This is a genomic window from Flagellimonas pacifica (genome assembly GCF_900215465.1).
Taxonomy (GTDB): Bacteria; Bacteroidota; Bacteroidia; order Flavobacteriales; family Flavobacteriaceae; genus Flagellimonas; species Flagellimonas pacifica.
In genome coordinates, this window is the sequence record NZ_OBEH01000001.1 from 63,683 (window position 1) to 78,997 (window position 15,315).

The 15,315-nt window shown below is 40.0% G+C and carries 12 protein-coding genes; 9 read left to right on the forward strand and 3 right to left on the reverse strand.

The window, feature by feature from the left end:
* The first annotated feature begins 43 nt into the window (after positions 1-43).
* From CRO15_RS00285 to CRO15_RS00310, 6 genes are all read left to right on the forward strand, one after another.
* Positions 44-1,021, forward strand: coding sequence for a M23 family metallopeptidase (locus CRO15_RS00285; protein WP_097043745.1), 978 nt, complete (start codon positions 44-46; stop codon positions 1,019-1,021).
* The gene (locus CRO15_RS00290) at positions 1,021-1,350 is read left to right on the forward strand and encodes a MerR family transcriptional regulator (protein WP_097043746.1); all 330 of its coding nucleotides are present in this window, start codon (positions 1,021-1,023) and stop codon (positions 1,348-1,350) included. The genes CRO15_RS00285 and CRO15_RS00290 overlap by 1 nt, the downstream gene beginning before the upstream one ends.
* 27 nt (positions 1,351-1,377) lie before the next feature.
* Positions 1,378-1,977, forward strand: a complete 600-nt coding sequence (locus CRO15_RS00295) for a LemA family protein (RefSeq protein ID WP_097043747.1) — start codon at positions 1,378-1,380, stop codon at positions 1,975-1,977.
* 2 nt (positions 1,978-1,979) lie between these two features.
* Positions 1,980-2,417: a TPM domain-containing protein gene (locus CRO15_RS00300; protein ID WP_097043748.1), complete on the forward strand. Its 438-nt coding sequence runs from the start codon at positions 1,980-1,982 to the stop codon at positions 2,415-2,417.
* On the forward strand, positions 2,398-3,192 hold the full coding sequence (locus tag CRO15_RS00305) for a TPM domain-containing protein (protein WP_097043749.1): 795 nt from the start codon (positions 2,398-2,400) through the stop codon (positions 3,190-3,192). The genes CRO15_RS00300 and CRO15_RS00305 overlap by 20 nt, the downstream gene beginning before the upstream one ends.
* A gap of 89 nt (positions 3,193-3,281) precedes the next feature.
* Entirely contained in the window at positions 3,282-3,716 is a 435-nt protein-coding gene (locus CRO15_RS00310) for a hypothetical protein (RefSeq protein WP_097043750.1), read from the forward strand.
* 160 nt (positions 3,717-3,876) lie between these two features.
* Here the strand turns inward: CRO15_RS00310 and CRO15_RS00315 are convergent, their stop codons facing one another.
* Positions 3,877-4,290, reverse strand: coding sequence for a nuclear transport factor 2 family protein (locus CRO15_RS00315; protein ID WP_097043751.1), 414 nt, complete (start codon positions 4,288-4,290; stop codon positions 3,877-3,879).
* Positions 4,291-4,505: 215 nt separating this feature from the next.
* Here CRO15_RS00315 and CRO15_RS00320 point away from each other — a divergent pair, with 215 nt between their 5' ends.
* Both CRO15_RS00320 and pbpC read left to right on the forward strand, forming a co-directional pair.
* Positions 4,506-10,061: an alpha-2-macroglobulin family protein gene (locus CRO15_RS00320; protein WP_097043752.1), complete on the forward strand. Its 5,556-nt coding sequence runs from the start codon at positions 4,506-4,508 to the stop codon at positions 10,059-10,061.
* 112 nt (positions 10,062-10,173) lie between these two features.
* Entirely contained in the window at positions 10,174-12,516 is a 2,343-nt protein-coding gene (gene pbpC, locus CRO15_RS00325; protein WP_097043753.1) for a penicillin-binding protein 1C, read from the forward strand.
* Positions 12,517-12,519: 3 nt separating this feature from the next.
* Here the strand turns inward: pbpC and der are convergent, their stop codons facing one another.
* Positions 12,520-13,821 (reverse strand): ribosome biogenesis GTPase Der, encoded by a 1,302-nt coding sequence (gene der, locus CRO15_RS00330; RefSeq protein ID WP_097043754.1) that lies wholly within the window; start codon positions 13,819-13,821, stop codon positions 12,520-12,522.
* A gap of 76 nt (positions 13,822-13,897) precedes the next feature.
* On the opposite strand from der, the gene CRO15_RS00335 reads away from it, so the two are divergent.
* Positions 13,898-14,401, forward strand: a complete 504-nt coding sequence (locus CRO15_RS00335) for a GTP-binding protein (RefSeq protein ID WP_097043755.1) — start codon at positions 13,898-13,900, stop codon at positions 14,399-14,401.
* A 9-nt stretch (positions 14,402-14,410) separates the two neighbouring features.
* Here CRO15_RS00335 and era read toward each other — a convergent pair whose 3' ends face one another.
* Positions 14,411-15,295, reverse strand: coding sequence for a GTPase Era (era, locus tag CRO15_RS00340; RefSeq protein ID WP_097043756.1), 885 nt, complete (start codon positions 15,293-15,295; stop codon positions 14,411-14,413).
* Positions 15,296-15,315: the final 20 nt, after the last annotated feature.

Sequence of the window (15,315 nt, forward strand, 5' to 3'; positions counted from 1 at the left end):
TTTTCTTAAAAAAGAATGCGCAAAAATAGGATAAAATACCTTCATGTCTAAAGTTAAGTACTATTACGATCCAGATACCCTTTCCTATCGAAAGATAGAGCCCAAAAAATCCAAAAAGTATAGGAATCTTTTCTTTTTTGTTGTAGGTGCCGCTTTGTTTGGGCTTTTAGGACTAATTGTTCTGCTTAATACCAACTTACTAAATACGCCCAAAGAACTTTCACTTGACCGCGAAGTGCGCAATTATGAGCTGCAATTTGAGATATTGACCAAAAAAATGGAGCAAATGGAGCAGGTTCTGGCCAACATTGAAGATCGCGACAACAATATATATCGCCTCTACTTTGAGGCAAATCCCATTCCGGAAGAGCAAAGAAAAGCGGGTTTTGGAGGGGTAAACCGATACAAGTCGTTGGAAGGTTTCAACAACTCCCAAATTATAACCAACGCAACCCAACGTTTGGATATTATTCAAAAACAAATGGTGATTCAGTCCAAATCGTTGGATGAAATAGCCAAACTGGCGGAGGAAAAAGAAAAATTACTGGCTTCTATTCCTGCAATTCAACCTGTTCGAAATGAAGATTTAACTAGAATGGCATCAGGTTATGGATGGCGTTCTGACCCTTTCACCAAGGCTCGAAAAATGCATTGGGGGATGGATTTTACTGCTCCAAGAGGAGTGCCCATCTATGCAACAGGTGATGGAACAGTAAAACGTGCCGACAACCGATCTTCCGGTTATGGCAAGCACATACGAATTGATCACGGGTACGGATATATGTCTTTGTACGCACATTTGAGCAAATACAATGTGACCAAAGGCCAAAAAGTAAAACGAGGGGATTTGATAGGTTTTGTAGGAAATACAGGACGGTCAGAGGCTCCCCATTTGCACTATGAGGTGTTCAAAGATGAAGAACGCATCAACCCTATTAACTTCTATTATGGAAGTTTGACGGCGGAAGAGTTTGAAAATATGCTCAAATTCGCCAATCAAGAGAATCAATCCTTGGATTAATGCACGTAGATCTTCCTGAAAAACGATATTATGGCATTGGTGAAGTAGCCAAGGCGTTTGGAGTGAACACTTCTTTGATTCGTTTTTGGGAAAAGGAATTTGATGTGCTCCAGCCTAAAAAAAATGCCAAGGGCAACCGAAAGTTCACACCCAAGGACATCCAAAACCTCCAACTCATTTATCACTTGGTAAAAGAGCGCGGTTTTACCTTAGAAGGAGCCAAAATCCATTTAAAGGAGGAAAAACAAAAAACACTTTCCAAGTTTGAGGTCATTCAAAAACTACAAAAAGTAAAGGCAGAGCTTTTAAAAATCAAAGAACAACTATAAACTATAATAAACACTAAACTCGAGAACATGAAAAAAGGTATACTCGCCCTCATTGCACTTGTGGTATTGGCCGTGATATTGGGTAGCTGGTATGTAAGAACCAACAATACTCTTGTAGATATGAAAGGACAGGCCACCAAGCAATGGGCCAATGTAGAGAGTTCATATCAACGAAGAAGTGACCTTATTGGCAATCTGGTAAAAACTGTACAGGGAGCCGCTGATTTTGAAAGAAACACGTTGAAGGAGGTTATTGAAGCACGTGCCAAAGCAACTTCGACTACTATTGATGCAAACAATATAACCCCACAACAGTTAGCTGAGTTCCAACAAGCACAAACGGGATTATCTTCCGCACTTTCTAGATTATTGGTAACCGTGGAACGATATCCAGAACTTAAGGCCAACCAGAACTTTTTGGAATTGCAATCTCAATTGGAGGGCACGGAAAATAGAATCAATGTGGAGCGAAATCGCTTTAATAATCTTGCAGGTGATTACAATATCAAGATTGAAAAAATTCCAACTAATATTATAGCGGGTATAGCCAATTTTGATCCAATTGCATTATTCAGTTCCAATCCAGGTGCTGAAAATGCCCCAGATGTAAATTTCGAATTCAATTGAACATGTCGCACGTAGAGGAATTTTTGACTGCTGATGAGGAGCAGGAGATTGTCAATGCCATTCTTGAAGCTGAAAAAAACACTTCAGGAGAGATTAGGGTTCATATTGAGGCTACTGCCAAAATGGACCATTTTAGTAGAGCACAGCAGATATTTCATTTTTTAAAAATGGGTAATACCAAAGACGAAAATGGAGTACTGCTTTATGTCGCTGTGGAGGATAAAAAGTTTGTCATTTATGGAGATTCAGGAATTGACCGTGCTGTCCCCAAAGGTTTTTGGGATAATACGAAAAATATAATTGCTTCACATTTTAAAAAAGGTGATTTTAAACAAGGTATTGTAGAGGGCGTTTTAATGGCCGGCAAAGAATTAAACGACCATTTTCCATGGGACCATACGGATACCAATGAATTGAGTGATGCCATATCCAAAGGTTAATCTACTTATTGCTTTTTTATACGTCTCCATAGCCTGGGGACAATTTACCATACCTGAAAAACCACAAAAACAGACCAGTGTTTATGATTATGTAAATCTGTTGTCTATCTCCCAAAGTAAAGCTTTGGAGCAAAAGCTCATTAGATACTCGGATAGTACCTCTACACAAATAGTGATAGCAATAATTGCCTCCACAGAAGGAGAAAACATCAACTTTCTAGGCGCACAATGGGGTCAAAAATGGGGAATTGGTCAGGCCAACAAAGATAATGGAGTACTTGTGCTTTTAGCTAGGGATGACCGAAGAATTGCCATCAATACAGGATACGGCGTTGAAGGCTTCCTAACAGATTTTATGTCGAAACGAATTATTGAATCCGTTATTATTCCTGAATTTAAAAAAGGGGATTATTACGGAGGCCTGGACAAAGGTGCCGATGCTATTTTTCAGGTGTTGACGGGTGAGTTTAAAGAAGAACGCACTTTTGGGAACGACCCCGGGTTTTCCTTAAAATCATTATTGCCTTTTATTATCTTCATAATAATCTTAATCATTCTTGTACGAGGGAGAAAAAATAACCGCAACAATAGAGGTGGCCGAGGTGGCCGAAACTCTGGAATGGATATTTGGGACATGATTATTCTCAGCAATATGGGGCGTAGCTCCCGTTCCTCCAGTGGTGGATTTGGAAGCGGTGGATTTGGCTCTGGCGGGTTTGGAGGTGGCTTCGGCGGTGGCGGTTTTGGAGGCGGTGGCGCTTCAGGTGGCTGGTAATATAGGTTGAACAAAGTTTCGATTACCGAGCTAAAAACCTTTCATAGCGCAACTTTTTTAAATAAGTTTATCTTAAAGTAAAATTCACCATGACACTGAAACGATTATTCCTCTTTTTGCCCATACTTTTTTTCCTATCATGTATAAATTCCTCTGACGACTGTTCGGTTTTATGTCCTGGATTGGGTGTTTTGGCTTTTGATATACTATTGGACGGTAGCAACGTTTTTGACAACGGCACCTATACCATAAACGATGTGACCATAGATGACACAAACACTCAATTTTCCCTAGAATCTCTTTCTAGTCCTTTATTATTGATACAAGATCGTGATTGGAGAGAAGGCGATTACAACTACTTCATAAGATTAAGTAATGATTACTCGTTCACCGTCAATGCAACCTTTGAGTTATCAGACGGAAGTGAATGCTGTAGCCCCATTCCCGTACTTACGGCCATTAGAATAAATGATATTAGTCAAGAGGTTCCCCTGACTGATGGAGTGGCTACTGTAAATTTGTAGGCACCAAACATCAATGGTATTGATCTTCCAAAGTTCAACTATCGGAAACACGAGGATATCCCCATGTACCATCAAGAATATCCTTTAGGGATTCAACATCAACATTGTGATTAGCCCAGAAAGTTTTCTTTATATTTTTGAACTGTAGGTCTCGGAGTGATTAATTCAAACGTTTGTAAAAGATCTTGTTCACGATTTTCCACTCCCCATCAATCTTTAACAGGTTCATAAAATCCACAAAGGTAAAATCTTTGTACTCCAATTCAAGTCTGGCGTTTGCTGCATGACCAGAGACAGTGATTTCGGCAATACGATTAATTCTATCTGACTTGGGACCAGGTTTCATCCCACTGAAAAATTCAAGCGCGTTTACCTCCTTATAGCCTTCTTCAGTAATGTATTTCATGGTTGCAGTATCATGAAAAGCTTTTTTTAACGTGTCAAAATCCCTATTGGAGCCTCCTTCCATATAGTAATTCAATGTTTTTTCAATTAGTTGGTAATCCGACTCTTGGGCAGTGACCGTGTAAAAAACGCTTGTAGTAAAAAATAATAAAAGAAGATTGCGTATCATGAATTGAAGTTTTTTGTTCGTTAGTGTTTCAATTTATCAATTTTAAGAGCTTGACCCTTTGCTTAAAATCATAAATATTTCATAAGGTTCAGTCCAACATGTCAAAACCATCCGTAAATCATAACGAGTTATTCATGAACTCAATGCCCCCTATCACCCATTTTTAAGCTATCTTGTCTGTGGTTAAATTACAGTATAATTAATTCCCATTTGGCATGTCTCAATATCTTCGAATCATAGTTTTTTCCCTTGTCATCCTCTCCGTTTCTTGCAAAAAGAAGGCTCCTGAATCTGAAACAGACAATCTTTTCAAGTTCAAGGATTACATCAGTTACCATACCCATGGAAATCAGAGTATTTCCACTCCCATTACCGTTGTCCTTGCACAACAGTTAAATCAGTTCGAGCTTGCCCAAGAACTTCCTTCAGAATACATAACAATATCCCCAAAGGTGGAAGGTAAACTTGCCATTGAGAATGGGAGGGAACTCACCTTTCAGCCATCAGAATATTTAAAGCCCGATACGGAGTATGTGGTGAGTTTGGCATTGAACAAGCTCTTTGAGGATATAGACCGTGACTTTAAAGAATATACTTTTAGTTTCAAGACCATCACTCCAAATTTCAAGATAACTCTAGGAAATCTACAATCCTATAGTAAAGACTGGCAATACCTCTCTGGCACCTTAAATGCTTCGGATGTTTTGGATGTCTCAAAAATAGATGAAGTACTTTCTGTAAAACAGGGCGACAAGAAAATTCCGGTAAAATGGGACAACAATGAGGAAAATGCACAATATTTCAGCTTTAAAATTGATAGTATCTCTCGTAAAACAGTCGATAGCGAGCTCACCATCAACTGGAACGGTAAAAACTTTGGTATTGATAATCAAGGGGAGGAAAAATATACCATCCCAGGACTGAACAAGTTTGTGGTGGTAGATGCTAAAACCACCTCTGCACCCAATGCGGCCCTTACCTTGAATTTCTCCGAACCGTTAAAACAAAATCAGAATCTAAATGGTCTTGTCACAATCGAAAATGCTCAAAATCTCCGTTATGAAATTGATGGAAATCTATTGAAAGTGTATCCTTCCAATCGAATTTTAGGTGAAGTCCGGGTCAATGTTTTTGAAGGTATTAAAAGTGAATATGGCTTCACCTTGAAAAATCAATTTTCTGAATTGGTGTCCTTTGAGCAATTAAAACCAGCTGTGCGCCTCATTTCCAAAGGAACCATTCTTCCTAATACAGCTTCAACGCCTATTTATTTTGAAACTGTAAACCTTTCAGCTGTTGAAGTTCGGGTTATCCAGGTTTTCGAGAACAATATGTTGCAGTTTTTGCAAAACAACAATCTAACCCAAGAATACAATTCTGATTTCAGAACCGTGGGCAGAAGAGTAGCTTACAAAGTGATTCCGCTTTCAGAAAATGGCGGCGAGAACACAAGTTATTGGAAAGCCAATGCGCTGGACCTTTCCGAATTGATTAAAATAAATCCAGGGTCTTTATATCGGGTTGAGTTTAGCTTTAAAAAAGAACATACCACATATGATTGTGATGATGCAGGTGATTCCGAAGGGATTTTAGAAGACATCGCGATATCCACTCATGATGAAACCCAGGAAGAACGTTATTGGGACAATGAAATCTATAATTGGAGAAACTATGATTGGAATTGGGAAGAACGGGACAATCCATGTCATGCTGCCTATTACAATGACACTCGACTTGTAACTACCAATCTTCTTGGAAGTGATTTGGGATTAATCGTAAAAAAAGGAAATAACCGTTCCTATCATTTTGTGGCAACCAATTTGCTCACTACCAAGCCTGAGGCCAATACAACCATTAAATTGTACAATTATCAACAGCAACTGTTGGGTGAAATCACCACAGATGCTTCTGGATTTGGCATATTTGACAGTGAAAAAAGGGCAGCCTTCGTCATCGCAGAGAAAAACAACAATTTTGCATACGCAAAACTTTCTGATGGCAACGCGCTTTCTTTGAGCAAGTTTGATGTGTCCGGTGAAACCTTGCAAAATGGGTTACAAGGATTCATATATACCGAGCGTGGCGTGCATCGTCCTGGTGATACTGTGCATTTGACCTTTGTTCTCAATGATCAAAGCAATCCTATTCCCGACAATCATCCTGTCACCTTGGAAGTCAATGATGCCCGTGGAAAGCTTGTCCAAAGAAATGTCCTCAAAGAAGGTTCACTACATATTGAAGAGGGACTTTATGCTAAAAAAGAAAAAGATTTTTATTATTTCCCCATTCCAACAAAACCTGAGGCCCCAACTGGCACTTGGAATGCTAAAATCATTGTTGGTGGTGCAGAATACAACAAAAGTTTAAAAGTTGCCACGATAAAACCCAATCGACTTAAGGTTGATTTCTCTTTCGAGGATGAAATCCTAAAAGCGAACAAAAATAACGTTGGCCAAGCCAAAGTACAATGGCTACATGGAGCCCCGGCACGCAATCTTAAGATTGATATCAATACCAATATACAAAATGCTGCTTCGGCGTTTCCAAAGTTTAAAGATTACATCTTCCAAGATCCAGTGCGTACTTTCAACGCAATTGAAAATCAATTTATCCAATCCAAATTGGATGATAATGGGATTCTAAATATCAATGAAAAAATCAACGTAAATGGAAATGCTCCGGGAATGCTCCAAGCCACATTTACCACCAAGGTTTTTGAAGGTGGGGGTGACTTCTCTATCGATGTTTTTTCCAAAAAATTAGCTCCCTTTAGTCATTTTGTGGGGCTTCGTTCCCCAAAAGCGCGTAGATATGGTTCATTTTTGACCGATGAGAATACCGAATTCGATGTAGTAAGTGTAAATGCTGATGGGAATGCAGCTGGAAACCGTAAACTAAAAGTGCAAATCTTTAAGATTGAATGGCGTTGGTGGTGGAACCGAGGCCGTGATAATCTTTCCCGCTATGAAAATGCCACGGTCCACAGACCTTATAAAGAAATGTCCGTCACTACAGCAAACAATGGAAAAGGCAGCTTTAAAGTGAACATTCCCGATGATGACGGTGGTCGTTTCCTGATTCGGGTAGTTGATGAAGTCTCTGGCCATGCTACTGGTCGCACCGCTTACTTTTATCGAAATTGGTGGAGAAGACCAGCTTCTGGAGATTCCGAAAGTTCAAAAATCCTGGTTTTTTCTGCGGATAAAGAAAAATATTCGTTGGGTGAAGAAGCTGTGGTCACTTTTCCTTCAGACAGAGGCGGTAGAGCGCTGCTAAGCATTGAAAATGGTTCCGAAGTCTTGTCCCAACAATGGATTGAAACTTCAGCTAAAGAAACCAAAGCAACGATTCCTATTTCCGCAGAAATGGCGCCAAACGCCTATATCAACATTTCGTTATTACAACCTCATGGACAGGTTGCGAACGATCTCCCAATTCGTCTATATGGCGTGGTACCTTTATTAGTGAAAAATCCGGCCACGCATTTAAAGCCAGAACTTCAAATGCCAGATGTGCTGCAACCAGAAACTTCATTTAAGGTTAATGTTTCTGAGTCCAATAATAAACCAATGACCTATTCTTTGGCCGTAGTGGATGAAGGTTTGTTAGACCTTACACGATTCAAAACCCCAGATATTCATGGTACATTTTATGCAAGACAAGCTTTAGGGGTAAAAACCTTTGACATTTTTGATGATGTCATGGGGGCCTACTCCATAAGTGTCGATAATATTTATGAGATTGGAGGTGGTGGCGTTGGCGAAGGAGCCAAAAACCGAAAAGCACAACGTTTTAAACCAGTGGTCAGCTATTTGGGTCCATTTAATTTGAAGCCTGGCGAAAAAGTATCACACACGATAAACATGCCCAATTATGTTGGTTCTGTGCGCACCATGCTCATTGCCGGAAATCAAAATAGTGCGTACGGTAATACCGAAAAAACCACTCCGGTCAGAAAACCACTAATGGTTTTGACTTCTTTGCCCCGAAAATTATCTCCGGGTGAAAAAGTAACTATTCCCGTTACCGTATTTGCCATGGAGAAAAAGGTGAAAAACGTACAGGTTTCCATTGAAGCTGGCAAAGCTTTGGAACCTTTGGGCGCAACTTCCAAAAACATCACTTTTGATGCCGTTGGTGAGCAAATCGTAAATTTTGATTTTAAAGTGAATCCCGCCAAATCCTTTCAAACCATAAAGGTTTCTGCATCGGGAGCAGGGGAAAATGCAAGTAATGAAATTGAAATTGATGTAGAAAATCCAAATCCAGTTACCACTAAAAGCACTTTGTACACTTTGGATGCGAATCAATCTGAGTCCATATCCATGGAAACCTTTGGGACCTCAGGATCCAATTCGGCCACAATCGAATTTTCAACCCTCCCTCCCATGGATTTCTCCAAACGGATGGAATATCTATTACAGTATCCACATGGTTGTGTAGAGCAAACCACTTCAGCAGCATTTCCACAATTGTTTTTGGATGATGTACTCGATATTACTTTCGATAAGAAAAAAGAGGCAGAAAAAAACATTAAAGCTGCAATTAAAAGGCTAAATAACTTCCAGACTTCCGGCGGTGGCTTAAGCTATTGGCCAGGTTACAGTGGAGCAGATGATTGGGGTACCTCTTATGCAGGCCATTTTATGTTGGAGGCCAAACAAAAAGGATATCAACTGCCTTTGACCTTTTTAAGCAATTGGTTGCGCTATCAGAAAAATACAGCCCGTCAATGGAGCAATCAGCAAAGTCGTTATAATGACGATATGGCCCAGGCGTACCGTTTATACACATTGGCATTGGCCCAACAACCAGAGTTAGCCGCCATGAATCGTCTTCGGGAATCAAAAAACTTGAGCAATGAAGCCAAATGGCGATTGGCTGCGGCTTATGCCCTGGTTGGCAAAAAAGAGGTAGCAAAAGAATTGGCTCGAATCGCCAATATTGACTTTGAACCGAATTCCTATAATTATAGAACCTATGGTTCTGTTTTCAGAAATCGAGCCATGGCCTTGGAAACTATGGTAATTCTTGGGGATTCCCAGCAACGTGATCTGGCCGTTTCCTTGGCCAAGAATCTTTCCTCACAAAGATGGTATAGTACGCAAGAAACATCATATGCACTATTGGCAATGGCAAAAATGGTGGCAAAAAATGGCGGCAAATCTCTAGACCTTACTTTTACCAATAATGGAAAAGAGGTTGTGGTAAAAACAGATAGGGCCATCGCACAGCGCAATCTTGTTATTTCAGGGGCAAGAGAAGAAATTCAAGTTAAAAACAATCAAAACAACACCATTTATGCTACTTTGGTGCAAAGTGGTAAGCTTCCCGTAGGGCAAGAATTGGCTCAAGCTCAAAATTTAAGGTTATCTGTTAATTACCTTGATGCGGTTGGAAACCATATCGATGTTTCGCAATTGCGTCAAGGAACAGAGCTACAGGCAAAATTAACTGTTTTCAACAGCTCCAACGATTATATTGATAATTTGGCCCTGACCCAGATTGTACCTAGTGGATGGGAAATTGTAGACACATCTTATGCAGGAACATCAGACTCCAATTCCAGTAAAGCTGAGTATATTGATGTACGTGATGACCGCACTCATTTTTATTTTGACTTGTCTGGCAAAAAATCCAAAACATTCATTGTAAAATTGAATGCTTCTTTCTTGGGTGATTATTATCTACCTGGCTCGCAGGTTGAAGCCATGTACGATGATAATTACCATGCCCGCAACAAAGGAAAATGGATTAAAGTAGTGCAATAAAATGTCACACTGAGCCAGTCGAAGTGTTGTGGTTGAGCCAATTGAGATATAAAATCAATTAGGTCTCACCCTTCGACAAGCTCAGGATGACACCAACCCCAGCAAAAAAGTCATGTGGAAGAAGCATAAATTTAAATTAAGCCTGTTCTTACTCCTTTTTTTGATATGGTCGTTTTGTCTTCCCAAAATTTTGTTTGAAGAACCCACTTCAACCGTAGTCACCAGTTCCGATGGAATTTTGATTGGTGCCCGAATTGCCGATGATGGACAATGGCGTTTTCCACAAATGGATTCTATACCCGAGCGTTTTAAACAAAGTGTGCTGTTGTTTGAAGATGAATATTTCTATCAACATCTTGGATTTAATCCTATTTCCATCTTCAATGCCATAAAACATAATCTTACTAAGGATACTCGAAGGGGCGGGAGCACCATAACCCAGCAGGTAATCCGGTTGAGTAGAAAAAACAAATCCCGCACCTATTTTGAGAAATGCATTGAACTTTTTTTGGCCACCCGATTGGAATTCAGGTATTCAAAAGATGAAATTCTGAAACTGTATGCTACACATACCCCTTATGGTGGCAATGTAGTAGGATTGGAAACGGCCTCTTGGCGCTATTTTGGTATTCCCGCACATGAATTAAGCTGGGGACAATCAGCTACTTTGGCAGTATTGCCCAATGCTCCATCTCTAATTTTCCCAGGCAGAAACGAACAAATCTTATTGAAAAAACGCAACCGCTTGCTCAAAAAACTATGGGATAACAAACATATTGACCAAACAACCTACGAACTTGCAATTTTGGAACCATTGCCGAAAAAACCACGTCCTTTACCCAATAGTGCCCCCCACCTTACAGAGCGGATAAAAAAAGAACATCCTGGAAAGCGCATAAAGTCTTCTATTGATAGGCATCTACAAAATCAGGCAAACATTTTGGCAGAACGTCACTACAATCAATTGAAAAGCAATGAAATCTATAATTTATCCATCTTGGTTTTAGATGTGGAGACAAGAAAAGTACTGAGCTATGTGGGTAATTCCCCAACTATAAAGGCTCATGGAAATTATGTTGATATCATCACAAAAAAAAGAAGTACTGGAAGCACCTTAAAACCATTTTTATTTGCCTCGCTGTTGCACGAGGGCCAGTTATTGCCCAATAGCTTGGTGAAGGATATTCCAACCGTGATCAATGGGTACAACCCCAAAAACTTCAACAAAAAATATGCAGGTGCCGTACCTGCAAGCCGAGCGCTTTCGCGCTCCCTAAATGTACCCGCCGTTCGGTTATTGCGACAATACGGGCTTCAAAAATTCTACAATCAGCTCCATAAAATGAACATGAGGTCGTTGGACAGACCTGCCAGTCACTATGGCCTTCCCCTTATTTTGGGAGGTGCGGAGGGTTCTTTGTGGGACATTACCAAAACGTATGCCTCAGCAGCATCGACCCTAAACTATTTTTTATCAAATTCCAGTACGTATCGCACCAATGAATTTGCAGAACCCAGCTATTTACAGGAAAGTGAAATTGATTTTGGTGAAGAACAATTCGAATCGCCTATTTTAAATGCCGGAGCACTCTACCACACTTTCAAGTCGTTGCAAGAGGTTAATCGTCCTGAAGGGGATGAAAATTGGCAGTTCTTTGATTCGTCACAAGCTATTGCATGGAAAACTGGGACCAGTTTTGGGTTTAAAGATGCCTGGGCAGTTGGAGTAACACCAAAATATGCCATTGGTATCTGGATCGGGAATGCGGATGGTGAGGGGAGGCCTGGACTCACTGGAATTACTGCCGCTGCCCCCCTACTTTTTGATGTTTTGGATGCGCTGCCACAAAGCAGGTGGTTTCAAGAACCTTTTGATGATCTAGCCGAATTGGAAGTTTGTAAAGAAAGTGGGTGTATAGCCTCAACATTTTGTGATATTATACAGAAAGAGTTGTTACCTATAAAAGGAAGCAGAAGCAAACAGTGTCCCTATCACCATCAACTATTTTTGGATAAGGAAGAAGCGTTTAGGGTGAATTCAGATTGTTATCCTCTAGAAAATATGATCCAAAAAAACTGGTTCGGCTTACCTACAGTGGTTGAATATTATTATGCCAATGCCCACCCCAATTATAAAAGCTTGCCTCCTTTTTTGGAAGGGTGCCATGCTGAGGAAAAGCAATTAATGGAGTTCATCTACCCCAAAAAAAATGAAGAGATTCTTTTGCCTCGAGATTTGGGGAAAGCTTCAAGGGAAATCATATTTAAACTGGCACATCAGCAGCAAGAAAGTACGGTGCATTGGTATTTGGATGAAACCTATCTGGGTTCCACCATTAATTTTCATGAATTAATCGTTGAAAACCAACTCGGCAACTACACATTAACAGCAGTTGATGATGAAGGTAACAGAATTCAACAAAGTTTGAATGTGCAAATGGCCAGTGAAAATTAAATCTTATTTTTTTCGCATAAAAACCGTAATGGGAACACCACTAAAATCAAAGTTCTCTCTTAGTTTATTTTCCAAAAAACGCTTATATGGTTCTCTTACATATTGAGGTAGGTTACAGAAAAAAGCAAATTGCGGATAATGGGAAGGCAATTGTGTACAGAACTTGATCTTCACATATTTGCCTTTGTAAGCTGGCGGAGGGGTATGCTCAATAATGGGAAGCATAATATCGTTCAGCTTTCGGGTGACAATCTTTTTTGAGCGGTTTTTATAGACATCAACAGCTGTTTCAATAGCCTTGAAAATACGTTGCTTAGTCAATACCGAAATGAAAAGAATAGGGACATCATCAAAAGGTTCAATGACTTTTTTAATCTTTTGAGTATAATCTTTTACAGAATTGGTCTCTTTTTCCACCAAATCCCATTTGTTCACCAAAATCACAACGCCCTTATTGTTTCGTTGTGCCAACCAGAAAATGTTCTGCACCTGTCCATCAAACCCACGAGTGGCATCCAAAAGCAAAATACAGACATCACAATGTTCAATGGCCCTAACCGAACGCATCACGGAGTAAAACTCCAAATCTTCCTTCACCTTGGCTTTTCTTCTGATTCCCGCAGTATCCACCAAGTTGAACTCAAATCCAAATCGGTTATATTTCGTGTCGATACTATCGCGAGTTGTCCCTGCAATATCAGTTACAATGTAACGATCCTCGCCAATAAGTGCATTGATAAAAGATGATTTTCCAGCATTAGGTCTTCCCACAACAGCAAATCGAGGCAGTTCACTTTCTTCTTCTTCAACCTCTGGAAGAACTTTGACCAATGCGTCCAATAATTCACCCGTTCCACTACCATTGATACTGGACAAGGTATAATACTCTCCAAGTCCAAGGGAATAAAACTCCACAGCATCTGCTTCTCTTTGGGCATTGTCGACCTTGTTGATTGCCAAAAACACTGGTTTGTCCACTTTGCGAAGCAATCGGGATACATCCTCGTCCATTCCGGTGACGCCCGACTCCACATCTACCATAAAAATAATGGCATCCGCCTCGTCTATTGCAAGCTCTACCTGTTTGTCAATTTCCTGTTCAAAGATATCATCACTTCCAACTACATATCCTCCCGTATCAATCAACGAGAATTCTTTTCCATTCCAATCGCTTTTTCCGTAATGGCGGTCCCGTGTAACGCCGCTTACTGCGTCCACAATAGCTTCACGACGTTGTATCAATCGATTAAAAAAAGTGGATTTCCCAACATTGGGCCTCCCCACAATGGCAACAATAGCGCCCATCAGCATCAAATTTTGGCAAAAGTACCATTATTTATGAAGAAAAAATGATACCTTTTTCAATCAATGTCAACTACTTATGAGTGACCTTCCCAATGAAATTGTATTACGTCCTAGGTTTGAGCTATCTCTAAACACCGAATTGGAAGGGCTAAAACAGGCTTTTGACCACTGTTCCAAAGAGCCTTTTATGGTAAAACGATTGGACGAGCATATCTATATTCGATTTAAAAAAAAGGATACCACATTTTGGACCCCTCAATTGCACTTGGAGCTTACCTCCTTTGAAAAAGGGGTGAGCAAAATTCATGGCGTGTTTGGACCTAATCCTACGCTCTGGACGTTTTTTATGTTTTTGCACTTTGGGGTTGGCACCCTCTTCCTAATTCTTGGAGTTTTTGCCTATTCCAACTATTCTTTGGGCAAGGATATTAAACTATGGGTTGCAGGAATGGTTTTTCTAGTGGTTATCTGGTTTGCCCTTTATGCCTTTGGAAGGATGGGGAGAGCCAAAGGAAAACCGCAAATGAATCAGCTTAAGGCATATCTGAAGGAGTTGATTTTAGATTTTCAGAAAAAATGAAAAAGGCAGTTAGTTATTGTATCCAAAACGCCTAAGTTGCCGAGAATTACTGCGCCAATTTTTATTCACCTTCACATAGAGTTCTATATGCACTTGCTTATCAAAGAATTTTTCAAGGTCTTTTCGGGATTCCACGCCTACCCTTTTTAGAGCACTACCCTTGTGCCCAATTATGATGCCCTTTTGCGTATCTCGTTCTACCATTATCAAAGAACGAATACGGATAATATCATCATCCTCAATAAATTCTTCAGTTTCTACTTCTACAGCATATGGAATTTCCTTTTTGTAGTGTAGTAATATTTTCTCGCGTATGGTCTCGTTCACAAAAAACCGCTCAGGTTTATCGGTGAGCTGATCCTTGGGGTAATATGGTGGCGCTTCGGGCAACAATTCTAGAATCCGTTCAAAAACCTCTTTTACATTAAAGTTTTCCAGAGCAGAAATGGGATGTATTTCAGCTTTGGGAAGCAACCCCTGCCAATGTTGTATCTGCTCCTCCAAAACTTGCTGTTCGGAAGTGTCTATTTTGTTGATAAGCAACAGAACCGGAATATCACTGTTCTCAATTTTCTTGAAGAAAGCTTCATCTTTTAGTGCCTTTTCCCCTATCTCAACCATATACAGCAATACATCGGCATCTTCAAAAGCCGATTTTACAAAATCCATCATTGAAGTTTGTAACTCGTAAGCAGGCTTAATGATTCCCGGAGTGTCAGAAAGAATAACTTGAAAATCTTCCCCATTCACAATTCCAAGAATTCTATGTCGCGTAGTCTGGGCCTTTGAGGTGATAATGGAAAGTTTCTCTCCCACAAAAGCATTCATCAAAGTAGACTTCCCAACATTTGGGTTGCCAATAATGTTTACAAAACCTGCTTTATGCTTTTTCACACGTTTAAATTTTATGAATT

Excerpts from the sequence above, each read along its gene's own strand:
- CRO15_RS00320 (WP_097043752.1), top strand. The coding sequence starts at position 4,506 with ATGTCTCAATATCTTCGAATCATAGTTTTTTCCCTTGTCATCCTCTCC.
- pbpC (WP_097043753.1), top strand. The coding sequence starts at position 10,174 with ATGTGGAAGAAGCATAAATTTAAATTAAGCCTGTTCTTACTCCTTTTT.
- der (WP_097043754.1), bottom strand. The coding sequence starts at position 13,821 with ATGGGCGCTATTGTTGCCATTGTGGGGAGGCCCAATGTTGGGAAATCC.
- CRO15_RS00290 (WP_097043746.1), top strand. The coding sequence starts at position 1,021 with ATGCACGTAGATCTTCCTGAAAAACGATATTATGGCATTGGTGAAGTA.
- CRO15_RS00310 (WP_097043750.1), top strand. The coding sequence starts at position 3,282 with ATGACACTGAAACGATTATTCCTCTTTTTGCCCATACTTTTTTTCCTA.
- CRO15_RS00315 (WP_097043751.1), bottom strand. The coding sequence starts at position 4,290 with ATGATACGCAATCTTCTTTTATTATTTTTTACTACAAGCGTTTTTTAC.
- CRO15_RS00300 (WP_097043748.1), top strand. The coding sequence starts at position 1,980 with ATGTCGCACGTAGAGGAATTTTTGACTGCTGATGAGGAGCAGGAGATT.
- CRO15_RS00285 (WP_097043745.1), top strand. The coding sequence starts at position 44 with ATGTCTAAAGTTAAGTACTATTACGATCCAGATACCCTTTCCTATCGA.
- CRO15_RS00305 (WP_097043749.1), top strand. The coding sequence starts at position 2,398 with ATGCCATATCCAAAGGTTAATCTACTTATTGCTTTTTTATACGTCTCC.
- CRO15_RS00335 (WP_097043755.1), top strand. The coding sequence starts at position 13,898 with ATGAGTGACCTTCCCAATGAAATTGTATTACGTCCTAGGTTTGAGCTA.
- CRO15_RS00295 (WP_097043747.1), top strand. The coding sequence starts at position 1,378 with ATGAAAAAAGGTATACTCGCCCTCATTGCACTTGTGGTATTGGCCGTG.